This is a genomic window from Desulfatiglans parachlorophenolica (assembly GCF_055394735.1).
Genome location: NZ_AP042460.1, coordinates 844,227 through 863,259 on the forward strand (window position 1 = coordinate 844,227; position 19,033 = coordinate 863,259).

Below are 19,033 nucleotides of genomic sequence, written 5' to 3' on the forward strand. Positions count from 1 at the left end.
CGCGCCCGGTCTTTTCCACGGTGAGGTTGAAGGCGGCCTTCAAATGGTTTATGGTGTCAGGAGGACAAGAAACGTTCTGGATCGGGGACATGCCTGCCTATGAAAGCGCCTGCCGTACGACCTGCGGGACCTTCTGGACCCGCCCTCCGCCTCGCAATCGTGGGCGGAGGGCAAACCTGTCGCTCCTTCCTGGAAGCCATCCGCAACCTGTCCATCCCCAACCTGAAGATGGAGATCCGCGCCGTGTGCGACGTCGATCCCTCCGCGGAGGGCCTCCGCCTGGCTGAAGAGATGGGCATCCCGACGGTCCGGGACTACGCCTCCATCCTCGCGGCGGCGGACCTCGACGGGATCGTCGATCTTACCCGCGACCCGCAGATCTTTCTCGACCTTGTGCGGCGCCGTCCGCAGGGCCTGTGGGTGATCGATCACGACCTCTTCCGCTTCCTGAAGGAGCGGTTGCTCTCCGGCGAGATCTGCCAGGACGCCGACCGGCAAGTGCTCCTCGAACGGAGCATGTCCGATCTCCTCTTCCACCAAACGCACGAGGCCATCATCCTGCTCGACCCGGATTTCACGATCCTGGATGCCAACCAGGCCTACCTGCGCGCGGTCGGGCGGTCGCTGAAGGAGGCGGTCGGGAAACACTGCTACGAGACGATTTACGGCTTCAACTCGCCCTGCTCGGAGTGGCAGCCGGAGATGGCCTGCCCGATGTTGGAGACGATGCGGACCGGCGAGCGGGCGCATGTGATCCACGAGCGGACCGGTGGGGACGGCCGGCGCGCCTACGCCGCCCTCGAGACCTATCCGGTCAAGGACGAGGAGGGGAAGGTCGTCCGCGTGATCGAGATCCGCCGCGACATCACCGAGGAACTCCCGTCGCGCTGGGAGATGCGCCTCGAGGAGCTGAAGACGAACCTCGGCAAGCTCGTCCAGGAGGATCGCATCCTGACCCTCGGCAAGCTTTCGGCGAGCTGCGCCCACGAGATCAACAACCCCATCCAGGGGATGCTCACCTTCGGGCACCTGATGCGCACCATCCTGGAGGAGAACCCCCTCCCCGAAAAGACGGACCTGGTGCAATTCAAGGAATACCTGGGTCTCATGTGCAGCGAACTCGAGCGCTGCGGGCGGATCGTTTCCGGGCTCCTGTCTTTCGCCAGGGAATCGACGATGGAGCGCAAGGAGGTCGATCTCAACGAGACCCTCCAGTCGGTCATCACGTTGACGAAGCACCACATGCAGCTCCAGGATCTCACGCTGGAGCTCTCCCTTTCCGAGTACCCGCTGATCGTCCGCGGCGACCCGAACCAGCTCCAGCAGTGTTTCCTGAACGTGATCTTCAACGCCATCGAGGCGACCCCCGAAGGGGGCGCCATCACCATCCGATCGAGTTCCGTCGCCTTCGAGGGGCGGGAGTGGGCCGAGGTGGTGATCGAGGACACCGGCTGCGGCATCGGCAAGGATGCCCTCTCCAAGATCTTCGACCCGTTTTTCACCACCAAGCCGGAGGGGAAGGGGACCGGGCTCGGGCTTTCCATTGTCTTCGGCGTCGTCAAGGGGCATGGCGGGCGGATCGGGGTGGAGAGCGAGAAGGGCCGGGGGACCCGCGTGAGGTTGAGCTTTCCGGTTCTGTATCCCGAAGAGGGGGAGTGACATGCAGGAAAAGCTGAAGATCATGGTGGTCGACGATGAGCAGATCGTCCGGGAATCCCTCTACCAGTGGTTCAAGAAGTTCAGCCACGTGGTCGAGACCGCCGCCTCGGGTTTCGAGGCCCTCGAAAAGCTCGAGAAGGTCCCCTTCGACGTCCTCTTCGTCGACATCAAGATGCCCAAGATGAGCGGCCTCGAACTGCTCGAGCGGGTCAAGCAGGAGTATCCGGACACCTCGGTCGTGATCATAACGGCCTACGGCTCGATCACCTCGGCGGTGGATGCCATGAAGATGGGCGCGAGCGACTACCTCCTGAAACCCTTCCGCCCCGACCAGATGACGCTCGTCCTAGAGAAGATCGCAGGCCAGCGGGAGCTCCTCGGGAAGTACCGCTATGTCAAGGGGCTGCTGGACGAAAAGACCCGCTTCGACAACATCATCGGGCAGTCCGAGCCGATGCAGGCCATCTTCGACCTGATCCCCGAGGTGGCCCAGAGCGACTCCTCCGTCCTCATCACCGGGGAGACCGGCACCGGGAAGGAGCTGGTGGCCAAGGCCATCCACGCCAAGAGTCTTCGGGCCAACAGCCCCTTCATCGCCATCAACTGCGGGGCGATGCCGGAAAGCCTCCTCGAGAGCGAGCTTTTCGGGCACCAGAAGGGCGCTTTCACCGGCGCGGACAAGAACCGCAAGGGTTTTCTCGAGGTGATCTCGGGCGGGACCCTCTTCCTCGACGAGATCGGCGAGATCAGCGCCAAGATGCAGGTGGACCTGCTGCGGGTCCTCGAGGAGAAGAAGATCCTCCGGATCGGTGAGCGACACCCGATCGACGTCGATTTCCGCCTGATCTCCTCGACCCTCCGCGACCTCGAAAAGGAGGTGGCCGAGGGTCGCTTCCGGGAGGATTTTTTCTACCGCATCAACGTGATCCGCCTCGAGATCCCGCCCCTGCGCAAGCGGAAGGACGACATCCCGCTCCTCGTCCGCCACTTCCTGCGAAAGTACAGCCACGAGACCACCAAGCAGGTGGATCATGTGACGGGCGAAGCGCTCGAATGCCTGAAACAGTACCCCTGGCCCGGCAATGTCCGGGAGCTCGAAAACGCCATCGAGCGGGCCGTCGTGCTCAGCAAGTCCCGCACCCTGGACGCGCAGGATTTTGCCTTCCTCGGCGGTACCCGTACCCGCCCGGACCGGCCCCGGGACCTCCGCGAGATGGAAAAGCGTCACGTCGAGGAGATCCTCGAGGAGGAGAACTGGAACATCACCCACGCCGCGAACGTTCTGGGGATCAACCGCGTGACCCTGCACAAGATGATCAACCGCTACGGCCTGAAACGGCGTGCATGAATTCGGGCCTGCGCCGGCTGACTGAACGTCATGAACTGGGACGGATGTCGTGATCGGATCGATTGGAGTGCTGCCGGTTGGCAGGGTGCCGGTGATGGCATGCAACGCGGTCGCCGCGCATGTGAAGACCGTCCTCGGCCTGGAGGCCGGGGTTCTGGCGCCCTTGGCCGAACCGCACTACGCGCTCGATCGGAACCGCATGCAGTACAACGCGGCGGCTATTCTCCATGCCCTCGAAGCGGAGCCACCCCCCGGGCACACCAAGATCGTGGCGGTCCTCAACGTGGACCTCTTTGTCCCGGTCTTTACGCATGTCTTCGGGGAGGCGCGCGAAGGGGGTCTCTGCGCCCTCGTTTCCCTCTACCGCCTGGGCCAGGACCTGCACCCCAAAAAGCCCCCCGGCCCGCAGATACTCGACCGGCTCCTCAAGGTCTCCCTGCATGAGGCTGCCCACCTCTTCGACCTCGTCCACTGCTTCGACGACCAATGCCTGATGCATTTCTCGATGGACCTCGAGGCCCTCGATCGCCTGCCCCTCGCCTTTTGCCCCACCTGCAAGGTCCTGTTGAGATAAGAAGAGGGTCCTTTATCAGACTTGACAAAACGCTCATTTTGTACTAAAATTGGTTCATAAATTGAACGCCCCGCCTTGACGCCCTGCGTCGATCGATATGTTTTCCGCCTCCCTGCCGCTGCGAGTCCGTGCAACCGCAGGGGTTTCAGGATGCCATTAAGCTGGGGTGTTCATCCTGGAACATCTTCTCGATACGATCCAAAACGCTGTTTGCTCCAGTGCCTTGCACTGTGCCGCTGCCCCGTGTCGATGTTACCGGGCTGCCCTTCAGCCTGTCCATCGTCCGGAGCTTGACGGCGAGGTTTTTTCGAATATACGGGAGCAAGCGTTTGTAGTGGAGTAAAGGATGAATCAATCGACTGGCAAAAAGCCCCCCGGATTTTCTCTCCTTCTTGTCGACGACGAGCGGGTTGTGCTTGCGCTTCTGAAAGAGATTTTCATCTCCGAGCCCTACAGAGTGGCGGCCTGTGACACCGCGCGGAAGGCCATGCGGATGTTGGCCTCGCACAGCTTCGATGCAGCGATCGTCGACCTGAACCTACCGGACATGGACGGCCTCGCGCTTCTCAAGGAGATCCGCTTCCTGCACCCGGAGACCGCGGTCATTATCCTGACAGGGGTGGGCGGCGTCAGGGAGGCGGTGAAGGCTATGAAGGGCGGCGCCGTCGATTTTCTCGAGAAACCGGTGCGACCGGTGGAATTGCAGCAGAGGGTGGCGCGAATCGCCCAGTCCGCTGCGGCCGAAGAGGAGCGACGGAAACTGAAGAGAGAAACGGTTTCCCTCTTCAAATTTGGCCCTCTGGTCGGGCAATCCGCCCCCATCCTGAAACTCAAAAGTCTGATCGTCCGCGTGGGTCCGACGGACGCCACCGTGCTTATCGAGGGCGAGACCGGCACAGGCAAGGAGCTTGTGGCGAAGGCCATCCATCATCACAGCCAACGGGCGGGCGGCGTTTTCGTGCCTGTGGATTGCGCGGCTATCGGGGAGACCGTCATCGAGAGCGAACTCTTCGGCCATGTCAAGGGGGCATTCACCGGTGCCCACAAGGCCTCCGACGGGTTGATGCGCTCCGCCGACGGCGGTACGCTCTTTCTCGACGAAATCGGGGAGCTGGCCTTGAATCTGCAGACAAAGCTCCTGCGCACCATCCAGGAGCGTCAGGTCCGACCGATAGGGAGCAGCTGCAGCTGTAAAGTGGACGTCAGGATCATCGCCGCGACGAACCGGGATCTGAGCGAGGAGGCGGCACTCGGCCGCTTCCGGGATGACCTCCTCTATCGCCTCAATGTCGTGAACATACATGTCCCGCCGCTCCGCGAACGGAGGGAGGATATCCCGCTGCTGGCAAACTACTTCCTTGAGCGTTTCAAGACGGCCCTCTCCCCGGTCAAGTCCATCTCGAAGGATGCCCTCGACCTTCTCGCACAGCAGGAATGGCGTGGGAATGTTCGGGAATTGGAAAATAGCGTTCGGCGCGCCGTAGCGCTCGGGAGGTACCCGGAGGTCCGGCCCCAGGATCTGGCCTTGACGGAGGGGGGGGCTCGTGCGGATGACAACAGCCTTCAACCCTTGGTGATGGGTGACGCCTTCAGCGATTATGAAAGGGCGGCGATCGAGAATGCACTCGAAAAGAGCATGAACAACCGCCGAAAGGCCGCGGAACTGCTGCAGATCGGCGAGGCGACGCTCTACCGCAAGCTCCGCAAATACGACATTGCCGCCATCGACTAGCCTGGGGGAGGCTCTTTACACCTCGAGATTCCGCTCTTTCCGCTTTTCGAAGCCGCCTTCAAACCTTCGAGTGAACTCGGCAGCCGCTCCTCGATGAACATTCTCCGCCGTCTGGTTGACGATACTCGGCATTTCCCTGTCGAAGGCAATGTCCACGAGTCCAGGAATGTTGGCGGCCCGCTTTTCGCCGGTGAGGTGGTCCAGCAGGATGGGCGGCGTATCTTCCAGGAAGGGGCCCTTTTGTCAGGATTCACCCATTTTGGGCGCGGGGTGCCCTGCTGTTTAAAGGCATAGGAGCGCTCGCCATCTTTTTTGAATGGAATGGGGTTTGCGCCAGGTACGATGCCGCTCGGCGCGGTCTTGCTGTCGGTTGATAAAGTCGGGCAGGTGAAGCTGGTAAAACGCAAATGAGGCCTCTAGGGCCTCATTTGCGTTTTACCGGTATCTACAAAACATGTTTCAGCTCTTTTTGGATCTCCGGCGCAGGGCCAGAACAGCTAGTCCTCCTGTCAACATGGAGAGCACCATGAGCCCCCAGGCCGAAATCGTCGGTACAGGCATGGCGGGCCGGGGGCAGAGCCCCTGTGTGCACTCGACGCCAACGCCCATGAATTCGCCGCCCCGGTCAATGCACTCGGCCTCGTGGAGCCAGTCGACACACGTGCCGTCAGGCAGGCAGCATGCCCCCAGTCCCTGAGTAATGAAACAGTTTACCCCTTCGCACGACCGAAGCGTGCCGTCGAAGATGCCATCCTGTTGGGTGCACTCCTGTTCCGTGACAATGACGCACTGTCCATCAGGCAGGCAGCACACCCCTATGGCTGCGATGATGCTCACCGTGTCCTCGTTGGAGGTGACGGTTTGCCCGTTGTAAAGCCCTGAGGCGGTCGCCACGTTGGTGACCGTACCTGCATCGAGATCATCCTGGGTGATGGTGTAGGTCGCCGAGCAGGTGATGGAACCGCCCGGAACCAGGTCACCGGTGGGGCAGAACTCGTCGGTTGCCTTGTCATCGTCGATGGTGATGGGGCCGTTGATGGTGACGTTGCCGATGTTGGTCACTTCGAAGCTGTAGACGATCACTTGGTCAATCGATTCATATTCCATGGGGTCGGCTGTCTTGACGAGATCAAGCGCCGGGCTGGTTGTCATGGGTTGCGTGTCATCGTCATCGTCGCTGATGTTGGGGCCGCTTGGCGGGGTGCCAAAGGCCGTTGCGGTGTTTGTGAATTTCCCGGCGTCGATGTCGTTCTGCGTCAGAGTGTAGGATCCGGTAAAAGTTGCGGTGTCGGTCTGACCCGGATCAAGGGAATCGATGGGGCCCCCGGAGACGGTCACTTCGGGGATGGCATCGCTGATGGTGATGTTGGTCAGTGTCACATTTCCTTTGTTGGTCACTCTGAAGACATAGGAGATTTCGTCGCCGGCATTGTATACGCCGAGGGGGTCGTTGTCGATGTAATCACCCATTTTCTGCAGTTCGATCGCCGTATTCTGCGCGGCGGTGACGGTTTCGCTGTCAGGCGGGGAAGTGACGGGGTCGCCGTTGGGTTCCGAGCCCGAAGCGGTGGCGGTGTTGGTGAGGGAGCCGGCATCGAGGTCCGCCTGGGTGACGGCGTAGGAGGCCGTACAGGTGGTGGATGCAAGCGGGGCGAGGGATGTGACCGTGCAGTTTTCGTCGGTGGCCTTGTCGTCCGCAACGGAGATGTTGCTGAGGGTGACGTTGCCGGTGTTGGTGACGAGGAAGCTGTATTGGATGATGTCGCCGACCGCGTCATAGGTTGCAGGGGTGGCGGTTTTGACGATCGTCAGGGCACCGTTCTGCGCGGCGGTGACGGTTTCGCTGTCAGGCGGGGAAGTGACGGGGTCGCCGTTGGGTTCCGAGCCCGAAGCGGTGGCGGTGTTGGTGAGGGAGCCGGCATCGAGGTCCGCCTGGGTGACGGCGTAGGAGGCCGTACAGGTGGTGGATGCAAGCGGGGCGAGGGATGTGACCGTGCAGTTTTCGTCGGTGGCCTTGTCGTCCGCAACGGAGATGTTGCTGAGGGTGACGTTGCCGGTGTTGGTGACGAGGAAGCTGTATTGGATGACGTCGCCGACCGCGTCATAGGTTGCAGGGGTGGCGGTTTTGACGATTGTCAGGGCACCGTTCTGCGCGGCGGTGACGGTTTCGCTGTCAGGCGGGGAAGTGACGGGGTCGCCGTTGGGTTCCGAGCCCGAAGCGGTGGCGGTGTTGGTGAGGGAGCCGGCATCGAGGTCCGCCTGGGTGACGGCGTAGGAGGCCGTACAGGTGGTGGATGCAAGCGGGGCGAGGGATGTGACCGTGCAGTTTTCGTCGGTGGCCTTGTCGTCCGCAACGGAGATGCTGCTGAGGGTGACGTTGCCGGTGTTGGTGACGAGGAAGCTGTATTGGATGATGTCGCCGACCGCGTCATAGGTTGCAGGGGTGGCGGTTTTGACGATCGTCAGGGCACCGTTCTGCGCGGCGGTGACGGTTTCGCTGTCAGGCGGGGAATTGACGGGGTCGCCGTTGGGTTCCGAGCCCGAAGCGGTGGCGGTGTTGGTGAGGGAGCCGGCATCGAGGTCCGCCTGGGTGACGGCGTAGGAGGCCGTACAGGTGGTGGATGCAAGCGGGGCGAGGGATGTGACCGTGCAGTTTTCGTCGGTGGCCTTGTCGTCCGCAACGGAGATGCTGCTGAGGGTGACGTTGCCGGTGTTGGTGACGAGGAAGCTGTATTGGATGATGTCGCCGACCGCGTCATAGGTTGCAGGGGTGGCGGTTTTGACGATCGTCAGGGCACCGTTCTGCGCGGCGGTGACGGTTTCGCTGTCAGGCGGGGAATTGACGGGGTCGCCGTTGGGTTCCGAGCCCGAAGCGGTGGCGGTGTTGGTGAGGGAGCCGGCATCGAGGTCCGCCTGGGTGACGGCGTAGGAGGCCGTACAGGTGGTGGATGCAAGCGGGGCGAGGGATGTGACCGTGCAGTTTTCGTCGGTGGCCTTGTCGTCCGCAACGGAGATGTTGCTGAGGGTGACGTTGCCGGTGTTGGTGACGAGGAAGCTGTATTGGATGATGTCGCCGACCGCGTCATAGGTTGCAGGGGTGGCGGTTTTGACGATTGTCAGAGCACCGTTCTGCGCGGCGTACACGGTAACCTGGTCTTGGTTGGAGGTGACGGAGCTGTCGCCGTAAGTGGCACTCGCGGTGGCTGTATTCGTGACGGAGCCGATGTCGAGGTCGACCTGAGAGACGGCGTATTGAGCAGTACAGGTAAGAAACTCGCCCGAGTTGAGGGGATCGGGGGTCTGCGGACAGGTGACGGTGGCCTTGTTGTCGGAGACGGCATAGGGGGGCCGGAGTGGCACGTTCCCGCTGTTGCTGAGCTTGTATGCGTAAGAGATGATGTCGCCTGTACCGTCATAGTTGGCGGTGGTGGTGGTCTTGTCAAGAGTCAGGCTGGGGGCCGGGCAGATAATCCCCGCATCGATGTTGGGGTTGTTCTGGCCGGCTGCGAGGAAAAATGGGTCGGTTCGGCCATCTGCAATGTTGGCGTCCGAGTTGAAAGGCCCATCGATACCCAAACCATCTGAGTTCTTGGTGGTGAAGATGCACCCGTTCAGGGTGGTAAATGCCACGACATAGTTGCCCGGCAAGAGGCCCTTGAATTCATAGTAGCCGGGGTCTCCACCTCCGTCATCGGCGGTGACGGCCGCGGCGATCGGGGTCCCCCCCGCATCGAGCAGTTGGACGGTGAGGCCGTTCACGCCTGCTTCGCCGACGTCCTGCAGTCCGTTGCCGTTCGTGTCGCTCCAGACGAAGTTTCCGAGGCGCCCGAACAGGGGGGTCCTCGCCTCGAACCTGACCTTGGTGCCGACGGCGCTGGCCAGGCCGGTGTTGATGATTTCCGAGGTTTCGGAGTTCAGATTCTCGAAGCTGTCAATGATCACCTTGAAGGTGACTTCGTAGGAGCCCCCGACGGGAAGGGCTGTGACATCGTCGAGAATCCGGCCGCCTTCATCCAGGGGAAATGCGGTACCAACTCCGTCATCGGGGATCTGACTCGTGACGTTTGAGGCGTTCTTGAAAAAGGTGCTGTCGGCGATATACGCTGTGTCCTGCGGCAGATTGTCGATCAGCAGGATGTCCGGAACGGGCGCCCGGCTGATATTCGTGATGAGGATGGTGTATTTCAGGACATCGCCCGGGCTGATGAAACCGTCCTGGTCATTGTCGGTCTCCAGGGCAGCGCTCTTGCTGACATCGAAAAGCGGCAAGGGCGGTATCCCCGTACCCATGTCCAGGCCCGGCTGACCGACGCTGGCCGTAAGCGGATCCTCACCCCAGGCGGCCGCCAGCTTAACCCCTGGTTCGAAGGTGTAAACGAGGGTCCGGGTCTGATCACCGTCGGAATCGTATATCTTGGCTGTCTGGAGTTCCTTGAGGTTGACGGATGAGTCGTATCGGTTGCCGTTTGGATCCGTGTTCGGCCCCGTCAGGGGGTCGGCATCGAAGTCGATGTAAATGGTGACCGCCTCGTTGCCGTTTCCGACCGGTGTTACCCAGATCGGACTGGCGTTTTCATTCGGGTTCTCGCTTGAAGTGGGGTCGCGGCCGATCCCCAGGCCAATCAAGACCTGAGGAGTGAGGGAATCCTCCGGCACGAGCGTGAACCCCCAATCCCATACCCGGTTGCCCGAGTCGTTCCAGCTCTCTCCGTTGGAGGAATCGGTGGAATCGATCGTTGTCAGAGCGTAAAATTTGTCGCCGGATGCGGTGTAGAAATGGGCGCCGCTGCCGTTGGGAATGATCTGCTTGAGGTATCCGCCTGCCGGAACGGTGAGGGCGGTGGTATGCAGGCTGCCTCCGGATCGTCGCTGGTACTGGACGGTGATATCGAGACTGTGAGGATTGTAGAGCCAGACGGTTGTATCGGTGCCACTGTAAATCGAGGCGCTAGAGGGCGTTGAAACCGGTGTGTAGGAACTGCCGGACCATAAGGCGACAGGGAGAAGTCGAAAGAAGCGGGCTTCGTAACTGCCGTTTATATCACCCGTAATCAGATCGATCTGCACAGCGCGATCTGATGCCACCCTGCCTCCCACCTCGATGCCGCCGTCGACCAGATGGCTTTCCCCTTCGGCAAGGGTCAAAACGGCCTCAGGGCTTCCGTTGCCGTCGATATCCAGTTCCACGGTCGCGCCTCCGGGGCCGGCCATAATAGTCATGCCCGTGTACTGGAACATGTCGTACATCTGATTGGTGGGGATGTCTTCTCCCACCGGCACCCGGTACTCCGTGCCCCAATTGCTCGTGTCAAAGACCTCATTGGCTCCGGCGAGCAGGGTTCGACTTTCCGATGCCCAGCCGGCGCGGCTGATGGCGATTGTCTTGGTCGCTGCAATCTTGTCACGTCCGTCGAAGTCGATCGCGGTGAGGTTGGTCGTAGTGACGGCGTTGTTCAGGATGATGACGTCTCCCGCATCGATGATATCGTCTGCAAACCCCGGCGGTATGCCGTTGGATGGATCGTTGTCCCCCCAGATCTGGGTGCCGCCTAAGTTTCCGGCGCTGTAAACGTTGGTGGGATTGGCGATGTCCAGATCGTAGCCGTTTTCCCACTGGTCATAATAGATCCGCGTGTTGTCGGCAATCGCGGCGATGGAGATGTAAGTTTGAACCGGATTTACCGGCTTGTCGTCAGTGGATTGAATGGATTGGAGAGCCGTCAACAACTGGTCCTCCGGTATGGGGACGTAAAAGAGTTGCACCGGCGCCGGGTTCGCGGCCCATACCGCGGCATTGGCACCAAAAAAGCACGACAGAACAGCAGCCGTGACAATTGCCCTGAACATCCTTGAAGCAAGCTTCACTTTGAACCACTGTTTCATAATATCCCTCCTGATCTTAAATGGGTGAAACAAAGTTTCTTTGTTTAAGACATTCGAACTTAAAAAATCACAAAGGCTGTGAGACTCAAAATTGCGTTTATGAGAGGAGAAATCACAAGATCGTTTACCCCCTTTTTTGACGCTATTTGATTGTTAGTCCCTGAATTTTCCACCAAATCTCAAACGATCGTGACCCAGCAAAAAAAAAGACCGCCTGAATGATGCATTCAGGCAGTCCGGCGGTCTTTCAAGACCCGTGACTTTCCGCCCCGGCCTCGCGGCAGGTTAGGCTTTTACTGAATAGCCGTAGCTCTTCGTTCAAAGAGCGGTGTCAGAAGCTGATAGTCGTCCCTCCGATACAAAGACCAAATCATCTGCGGGGTGATCGGCTCATTTTCTCGGGCAAAGCAGTGTCTGCAAGCATTTCTGAGGGGAGGTGAAACAGGCGCGAAAAAAACCGAGCTACCCCTCATACGCAGGCAACCCGGCTGTCTCTTCGAGACCCGTAGCTTTCCGTGCCCATAACAAAATGGGCTAGGCTTTTTCTGCGGCAGTTTGGAAGATAAAAGTGATTTGATTGATTATGTAACAGATATTTGAGCGGTGAGCAAGTAAAAAATTCAAATTATGCTGTCTTCGGAGACAATCTGATGGATGATTGCCTCCCTGCGCTGTCTGGTAAATTTCATAGACGAGTGTCCGTCCGAAAATGCTCATCCAGCGCGACTCAGTTTCCAATCCGGAAATGAGGATTTTCTTTCACACCCTTCGGGTGCTCAGTCCCACCCCTGCGGGGCGGGTCCCTGTTTTGCCAATATCAGGGAAATCAAGCGGTTGTGCGGAGACGACCTATAGTTCGCCGCACAAGCAAAGGTGCGGATTGATGTCGAGATCGGCTAGAAAGAGCATTTCCGGACAGAAACCAGGCTACAAGACTGTCGATCGATGACAGAGTATAACAAAAAGTGACGTGCTGCTACCGTACTGAACGTTTTGCAAAGATCGAAGACAGCCCTCCGCGTATTCGAACCGGCGCCCCGGTCGCCTTGACACCACGCGGTTCTTGGTCTTAAATCAAAAAAGGAAAAACGGAGTCCGCCTTTTTCGAGGCGATTCAACTTTTGTGTGAGGGTATCCTCGATTGGTTTGCCAGCATGGCCTCTCTTTCCCTTTGGAGTTCCTGCAGAAGATCGCATAGGGGCCAGTTCTCGGAGATCGGGGTCAAGGTGGCCCAAAGCTGGCTGGGTAGCCCCGCGTTTCGGTAAGCGGACATGATCCGGTGGAGTTCGTTTTGCGTCAACCCTGAAAGGATCAGGGCCCTCGGCATCTCCGACGAATGGCCCATCCCCGAACCATCTGAAAAGGAGAGCAGATCCTTCAAACGGACCGAGGCATCCTCGGTCCGGGCAAAAATGACGGGCCCTTCATCGAGGCCTGCCGCCTTCGCAAAATCGAGCAGAAAGGCGTGCTCCCCGGCCGGGTAGCCGCAGACGATGGTGCCTTTCGGCCCGTACATCCTTGTGTTGGACGGTTTTACCTTCTTGAATGTGCCCTTTTGCATCTCTTTCCTATCCTCCGCTGCCGATCGGGATGGACGGTGCCTGCCCGGGAAGAAGATTTACGGCAAAAAGCATAGAAGATCCTCTTATACCGTGAGTAAGACAATCTGACCATGGGCCGGACCCCGTCCATAAACAGGTTTTGTCCAGACAAGGAAGGCTCCCATCCCTGCCAGGCGGCCGGTTCGTCATCATAAGGTGTCAACGATGTCTGGTTCAAGGTAAAACCAGCGGGGGGGCAGGTGCCCATGATGGAAGGATATGGATCATGGCGGCGGTGAGTGTGTGGGCGCCGAGGGCGCGCAAGGTGGCCCTTGTGATCGGAGGGCGCTCGGTCGAGATGCAGGCGCTTCCTGACGGTTGGTGGCAGGCGGAAACCGCCCTGGCTGTGCATGGCGCGGATTACGCCTTCTCTTTGGATGGAGGGACGCCCCTCCCGGATCCCCGCTCTCCCTGGCAACCGCACAGTGTCGACGGCTTTTCGCGCTTCTTCGACCACAGCCGCTTCGTCTGGCATGACCAGGGGTGGCGGGAGCCGCCGGTCGGCTCCGCCATCATTTATGAACTCCACGTGGGTACCTTTACACCTGAAGGGACCTTCGACGGTGTTGTGCAAAGGCTCGCTTATCTGCAGGATCTCGGCATCAGCCACATCGAACTGATGCCGATCAGCAGTTTTTCAGGAAGCCGGGGGTGGGGGTACGACGGCGTCGCACTCTACGCGCCGCAAGAGGCATACGGGGGTCCTGAAGGGCTGAAGCGGCTTGTCGAGGCCTGCCATCTGGCCGGGATCGGTGTCATCCTGGACGTCGTTTACAACCACTTCGGTCCGGAGGGCAATCACCTCGAAGCCTTCGGCCCCTACCTCTCGGAGCGCCACCGCGTGCCGTGGGGCAAGGCGGTCAATTTCGACGGACCGCAGAGCGATGCGGTGCGGCGGTTTTTTTGGGGGAACGCCCGCATGTGGTTCGAGGACTATCATGTCGACGGGCTTCGGCTCGATGCCGTGCATGCGATCCTCGACACCTCCGCGGTGCACATCCTGGAGGAATTCTCCCGGGAGGCCGCGGTCCTCGAAAACAGCTTAGGCCGGCACCTTTTTCTGATCGCGGAAAGCAATCTCAACGATCCTTGCCTGGTCGGCTCCCGGGAGGCGGGCGGATACGGTATCCACGCGCAATGGAGCGACGATTTCCACCACGCGCTGCATGTCCTGCTGACCGGAGAGCAGGAGGGGTACTACGCGGACTTCGGCAGGCTGGGGGACCTGGCAAAGGCCTTGACATCGGGCTTCGTCTACGACGGGCGCTACTCCCGCTACCGGATGCGGCGCCACGGCAGACCGTTCGCATCGTTTCCCGGGCACCGCCTGCTCGCTTACATCCAGAACCACGACCAGGTCGGGAACCGCGCCATGGGTGAGAGACTGAGCCGGCTTGTGGACACCGCGCGCCTCAAGATCGGTGCGGCTCTTGTATTGATCTCCCCCTTCACCCCGCTGATTTTTCAGGGGGAGGAGTGGGGAGCATCGACGCCTTTTCAGTATTTTACAGACCTTCAGGACAGGGAACTGGGGCGCGCCGTGCGGGAGGGTCGACGCAGGGAGTTCGCGGCCTTCGGGTGGGCGCCGGAAGATGTCCCCGATCCCCAGGATTTTGAGACGTTCGCCCGTTCGAAGCTCGACTGGGGGGAGATATCGAAGGCGCCGCACGACGAGCTTCTTGCCTGGTATCGCAGTCTGATCGCCCTGCGCCGCTCCGAGCCGGATCTGCGCGGCGGGGTGCGGCCCAGCGTTTCTTTCAGTGAACAGGAGGGATGGTTGAGCGTGAGACGGGGGAACGTGCTCGTGCTCTGCAACCTTGGCGAGGAGGCGCGAAGGATCCCTCTCCCGGCTGGTGCTCCAAAGGAGGTTCTGCTGGCTTCCCGCTCATCCGAACTGGATCTTGGTGATGCCGAGGCGGTTCTCCCGCCCGAAACGCTGGTCATCTTGAAAGCCTTCAATGAAACTGCCGCCGGAAGCGCCACAGGCCGATGCCGAACACCGTGGCGCCGATGAGCGCCATGCCGAGGATGTCGTCCCAGAGGAGCTTCAGGCCGGCGCCCTTGAGGAGGATGCCGAAGCTCGCGTCGATGAAATAGTGCAAGGGGGAAAGGGTCATGAAGAACATCATCACACGGTTCATCGCTTCGGGAGGGGTCCAGTTGCCGGAGAGGAAGAGCATCGGGGCCACCATCAGCACCGTCAGCATGCCGACCTGGGCCATGTTCCGGGCGAAGGTGGCGGCCAGGACCCCGAGACCGGCGGTGGTGAAGACGTAGAGAGCGGTTACGGCGAAGAAAAAGAGGAGGCTCCCCCTGAAGGGGAGATGAAACACCGCCCCGAGGATGGAGAAAAGGCACAGGGCGGTGCCGGCAAGGATCACCGCCGACATCGCCGCGATCTTGGGCAGCACGATCTGAAAGGGGCTCAGGGGCGAGACGAGGAGCTGCTCGATCGTGCCCCGCTCCTTCTCGCGTACGAGGGCGGCCGCCGGGAGCAGCACAACCAGCACGGTGATGATGTTGAGGAGTTCGGTCAGGGACATGAACCAGGTGTTGTTTTGATTCGGGTTGAACCAGACCCGCTGCTGGTTGTCTATGAGCGGCATCTGTTCGAGGGCGTCCTCCCCGAGCCCGGCGCGCCGCATGCCGACTTCCATCCCGTAGCCGCCGACGATCTCCGCGGCGTAGGAGGAGGCCAGGAAGCCGAGGACGGAGTTGGTGGTGTCCACCATCAGGAGAACCTCGGCCGCCTGTCCAGCGAGCAGACGCTTTTCGAAGTGCTCGGGGATGTCGAGCACCAGCATCGCCTCGCCCCGGTCGAGGAGCGCGATTCCGCTCCGTCCGCCCGGGGTTTCCCCCATGAAGCGGAAATAGGGCGGGCGGAAGCGGTGGATCAGCTCGCGGGAGGCCGTTGAGCGGTCGTGATCCTGCAGAAAGAGGCGCGCTTGCTTCAGCTCCAGACTGACGCCCGACCCGGCCAGATAAATGTCCAGGGTGAAGGCATAGAGGATGAAGAGCATGAGAATCGGGTCGCGGAAGAGTTGCCGCAGCTCTTTTACGGTCAGGGATGCGACGCGCTGAAGCCACAGTCTTGCAGGGGATTGCATGCTCCTGACGTGTCCGCTCATGCCTTCGGCCTCTTGCTGAACAGGAAGAAACCCGTCGAAAAGACGATCAGGGCGTAGACCGCCAGCACCAGGAGGTCCCACCACAAAATCTCCAGCCCGATGCCCTTCAGGAAGCTTCCTACCGCGATGTTGGTGTAGTACATGGCCGGGATCAGATGGGCTGTGACCTTAGCCTGGCCCGAGAGGGAGGCGATGGGGATCAGAAACCCCGAATAAAGCACGGCGGGCACCAGGGTCAGGATGACGGTCACGATGATGGCGGCGATCTGGGTCCTCACGAAGACGGAGATCAGGAGCCCGATCCCGGTCGTGCACAGGAGATAGAGGACGGAGGCGGGCAGGAAGAACCCGATCTGCCCCTTGAAAGGCGCGCCGTAGAGTTGGACCGCCAGGACCCAGAGGAGCGTCATGTTGAGCGTCGAGATGAGCACATAGGGGGCCAGCTTGCCGATCAGAAACTCCCCCCGGCTGACCGTAGAGGCGTAGATATTGTAGATGGACCCGTTTTCCTTCTCCCGCACGACGCCGATGGCGGTCAGGAAAGGCGGCGCGATCATGAGGATGACCATCAGGAGGCTGGGCGCGATGGACCAGATGCTCTTGGCGCTCTGGTTATATAGATACCGGATCTGCAGCCCCACCGGCTCGAGCATCTCCCGCGCCCGGTCCATGTCCTTTCCATAGCTTTCCGCCAGATGCCGGGAGACCAGCTCCATCGTGACGGCGTTGTTGATGGCCGTGATATAGCTCTTGGTCGTCTGGGCGCGGGAGGGAAAGGTCCCGTCGATGAGGGTTTGCACGGCGGCCGGTCGCCCGGCCAGGAGCCTCTTTTCGAAGTGTTCGGGGATGATGACGGCCGCGCGGATGACGTTGTCGCTCAGGAGCGGGTCGACGTCGCGCTCGTCGTCGAGGTATCCCTTGAAATCGAAATAGCGCGATTCGATGAACCGGTAGGCGTAATCGCGGCTCAGGCGTGTGCGGTCGTGGTCGACCACCACGAAGGGAAGGTTCTCGACATCGAGCGAGATCCCGTAGCCGAAGAGCAGCATGAGGACCCCCGGCACCACGAAGGCAAGGGTGAAGAAGAGCCGGTCGCGCAGGATCTCGCGCCACTCCTTCTGGGCGACGATGAAGACGCGCTTCCATTTCATGGGGTCCGCCGCTCCTCCCGTTCGAGGCTGAGCACCCGGTGGACGAAGACATCCTCCATGCTGAGGGGGCGGGTCTCGACCCGTTGGAGGGCGACTCCGCCCGCATCCAGGGCCTCTCGGATCCGCCGCTCACCCTCGGCCGGGTCGGGGCTCAGGAGGTGGACGGCGTTGCCGAAAAGGGCCACGCCTTCGAACCCCGCCTTTTCGAGAAGGTCCATGGCCGCCAGGGGCTTCGGGGTCAGGACCTCGATCAGTTTGCCCGCCTCGGCCTCGACCGACTGTTTCATCTCGGCCGGACCGGCATCGGCGACGATCCGGCCTGCGTACATCAGGGCCAGGTGGTCGCAGTGCTCCGCCTCTCTCATGTAATGGGTGGTGACGAGGATCGTGACCCGGTCCTCGCGCGAGAGCCTGAAGAGGAGGTCCCAGAAGCGGCGGCGCCCGACCGGGTCGACCCCGCTCGTCGGCTCGTCCAGGAAGAGGATCCGGGGCCGGTGCACCAGGGCGCAGCCGAGGGCCAGGCGCTGGCGCAGACCCATAGGGAGCTGGCCTGCTTGGTCGTGCTCGCGCCCTTCGAGCCCGGCGAGGTGCAGGATCCAGGCGGCGCGCTCCCTGGCCAGGCCGCGTCCGAGGCCGTAGATCCCTGCGTAGAGCCGGATGTTTTCGATGACGGTCAGGTCCTGGTAGAGCGAAAAGGCCTGCGACATGTAGCCGATGCGCTCCTTGATGGTCCTGCCGGCCCTGCGCATGTCCGCCCCGGCCACGAGCCCCTCGCCGGCGGTCGGGGGCAGGATGCCCGTGAGCATCTTGATGACGGTGGTCTTGCCGGCGCCGTTGGCCCCGAGCAGGCCGAAGATCTCCCCTTGGGCGACAGTGAAGCTGACCCGGTCCACCGCCCGGAAGGCACCAAAGTCCCGGACGAGCTCACGGGCCTCGATGGCGTTGCCGGCCGCCTCCCGGCCGCCTGCGGGGGAGGGGGCGGAGGGTTTTTCCTCGGCCTCCGGCAAACCCTTTTCCCGGCGGTTGAGCAGGGCGATGAAGACATCCTCCAGTTCGGGGTCCGAGAAATAAACCTCCTCGATATCCAGCCCATCCAACGCCTGCAGGACCCTTTCCTCGGCGTCTTTGTGCGCTTCCCGATCGACGAACACCTTGAACCACGGCCCGATGGCCTCGACCTGCGAAAAAGAACGGCGGAGACGGCTCAAGGCCTCGAGGGGGCGCTCCCTGGGCCGGACGTTCACCTGCGTGCCGGGGACGAGGCGGGTTATTTCGGTGGTCGTCCCTTCGGCCAGGACCTCGCCGCTGTAAAAGAGCGAACTCCGCTGAAATCGGGCGGCTTCATCCATGTAGGCCGTCGAGACGAGGGCCGTGATGCCGCGGTCCCGCAGGATGCGCGCCAGGATGGCCCAGAAGTCGCGCCTCGAGACCGGGTCGACGCCTGTCGTGGGCTCGTCGAGGATCACCAGTTCCGGTTCGTGGATCAGGGTGCAGACCAGCCCGAGCTTCTGTTTCATGCCTCCCGAAAGGTTCTTCATCGGCCGTCCGCGGAAGGGCTTCAGGCGCGTCATCGCGAGGAGTTCCTCTTTTCGGTGGGCAAGGTCTGCTTCGGGGAGCAGTCGGAGGCGGGCGAAGAAGTCGATGTTCTCCTCGACCGAGAGTTCGGGATAGAGGTTGAGGCCCAGGCCTTGCGGCATGAAGCCGATCCGCCCCTTGACGCGTTCAGCCGCCCGCTCGCTGTCAAGGGCCGTTCCGAAGACCTGGACCTCTCCGGCATCGAAGGTTAGCACGCCGGCAAGCACCTTCATGAGGGTGCTCTTGCCGGAGCCGTCCGGGCCGATCAGCCCGTAGATCTCGCCGCTCTGGACCTCGAGACGCACCCCGCGAAGGGCGCGGGTCCTGCCGTAGGCCTTTTCGATGCCCTCGACGCGGATGACTGCTGAGTCGCCGGGCATGC

10 protein-coding genes and 2 riboswitches are annotated in these 19,033 nt (G+C 61.2%); of the genes, 5 read left to right on the forward strand and 5 right to left on the reverse strand.

All coding sequences use genetic code 11. From position 1 onward, the window contains the following. The first annotated feature begins 159 nt into the window (after positions 1-159). The 4 genes from ACZ500_RS03915 (at position 160) to ACZ500_RS03930 (ending at position 5,313) form a co-directional block, all read left to right on the forward strand. On the forward strand, positions 160-1,659 hold the full coding sequence (locus ACZ500_RS03915) for a two-component system sensor histidine kinase NtrB (protein WP_464231227.1): 1,500 nt from the start codon (positions 160-162) through the stop codon (positions 1,657-1,659). 1 nt (position 1,660) lies between these two features. Continuing rightward, positions 1,661-3,007, forward strand: coding sequence for a sigma-54-dependent transcriptional regulator (locus ACZ500_RS03920; RefSeq protein WP_464231228.1), 1,347 nt, complete (start codon positions 1,661-1,663; stop codon positions 3,005-3,007). A gap of 49 nt (positions 3,008-3,056) precedes the next feature. Then, positions 3,057-3,581, forward strand: coding sequence for a hypothetical protein (locus ACZ500_RS03925; protein WP_464231229.1), 525 nt, complete (start codon positions 3,057-3,059; stop codon positions 3,579-3,581). A gap of 346 nt (positions 3,582-3,927) precedes the next feature. Further along, positions 3,928-5,313: a sigma-54-dependent transcriptional regulator gene (locus ACZ500_RS03930; protein ID WP_464231230.1), complete on the forward strand. Its 1,386-nt coding sequence runs from the start codon at positions 3,928-3,930 to the stop codon at positions 5,311-5,313. Positions 5,314-5,772: 459 nt separating this feature from the next. On the opposite strand, the gene ACZ500_RS03935 is transcribed toward ACZ500_RS03930, so the two are convergent. After that, positions 5,773-11,196, reverse strand: coding sequence for an IPTL-CTERM sorting domain-containing protein (locus ACZ500_RS03935; protein ID WP_464231231.1), 5,424 nt, complete (start codon positions 11,194-11,196; stop codon positions 5,773-5,775). A 227-nt stretch (positions 11,197-11,423) separates the two neighbouring features. Further along, positions 11,424-11,497, reverse strand: a riboswitch (cyclic di-GMP riboswitch). Between the two features lie 174 nt (positions 11,498-11,671). Beyond that, positions 11,672-11,746: riboswitch (cyclic di-GMP riboswitch) on the reverse strand. A gap of 564 nt (positions 11,747-12,310) precedes the next feature. Continuing rightward, positions 12,311-12,757 (reverse strand): DUF3783 domain-containing protein, encoded by a 447-nt coding sequence (locus tag ACZ500_RS03940; protein WP_464231232.1) that lies wholly within the window; start codon positions 12,755-12,757, stop codon positions 12,311-12,313. Between the two features lie 266 nt (positions 12,758-13,023). Here ACZ500_RS03940 and treZ point away from each other — a divergent pair, with 266 nt between their 5' ends. Continuing rightward, positions 13,024-14,811, forward strand: a complete 1,788-nt coding sequence (gene treZ / locus ACZ500_RS03945; RefSeq protein WP_464231233.1) for a malto-oligosyltrehalose trehalohydrolase — start codon at positions 13,024-13,026, stop codon at positions 14,809-14,811. Here treZ and ACZ500_RS03950 read toward each other — a convergent pair. The 3 genes from ACZ500_RS03950 to ACZ500_RS03960 are packed head-to-tail and all read right to left on the reverse strand — an operon-like array spanning position 14,753 to position 19,031. Then, positions 14,753-15,925, reverse strand: a complete 1,173-nt coding sequence (locus tag ACZ500_RS03950) for an ABC transporter permease (RefSeq protein WP_464231234.1) — start codon at positions 15,923-15,925, stop codon at positions 14,753-14,755. The two genes, treZ and ACZ500_RS03950, sit on opposite strands and share 59 nt — an antisense overlap. Continuing rightward, positions 15,922-17,076, reverse strand: coding sequence for an ABC transporter permease (locus tag ACZ500_RS03955; protein ID WP_464231235.1), 1,155 nt, complete (start codon positions 17,074-17,076; stop codon positions 15,922-15,924). The genes ACZ500_RS03950 and ACZ500_RS03955 overlap by 4 nt, the downstream gene beginning before the upstream one ends. Then, complete coding sequence (locus tag ACZ500_RS03960; protein WP_464231236.1) at positions 17,073-19,031, reverse strand: ATP-binding cassette domain-containing protein; 1,959 nt, start codon at positions 19,029-19,031, stop codon at positions 17,073-17,075. The genes ACZ500_RS03955 and ACZ500_RS03960 overlap by 4 nt, the downstream gene beginning before the upstream one ends. Positions 19,032-19,033 lie beyond the last annotated feature (2 nt).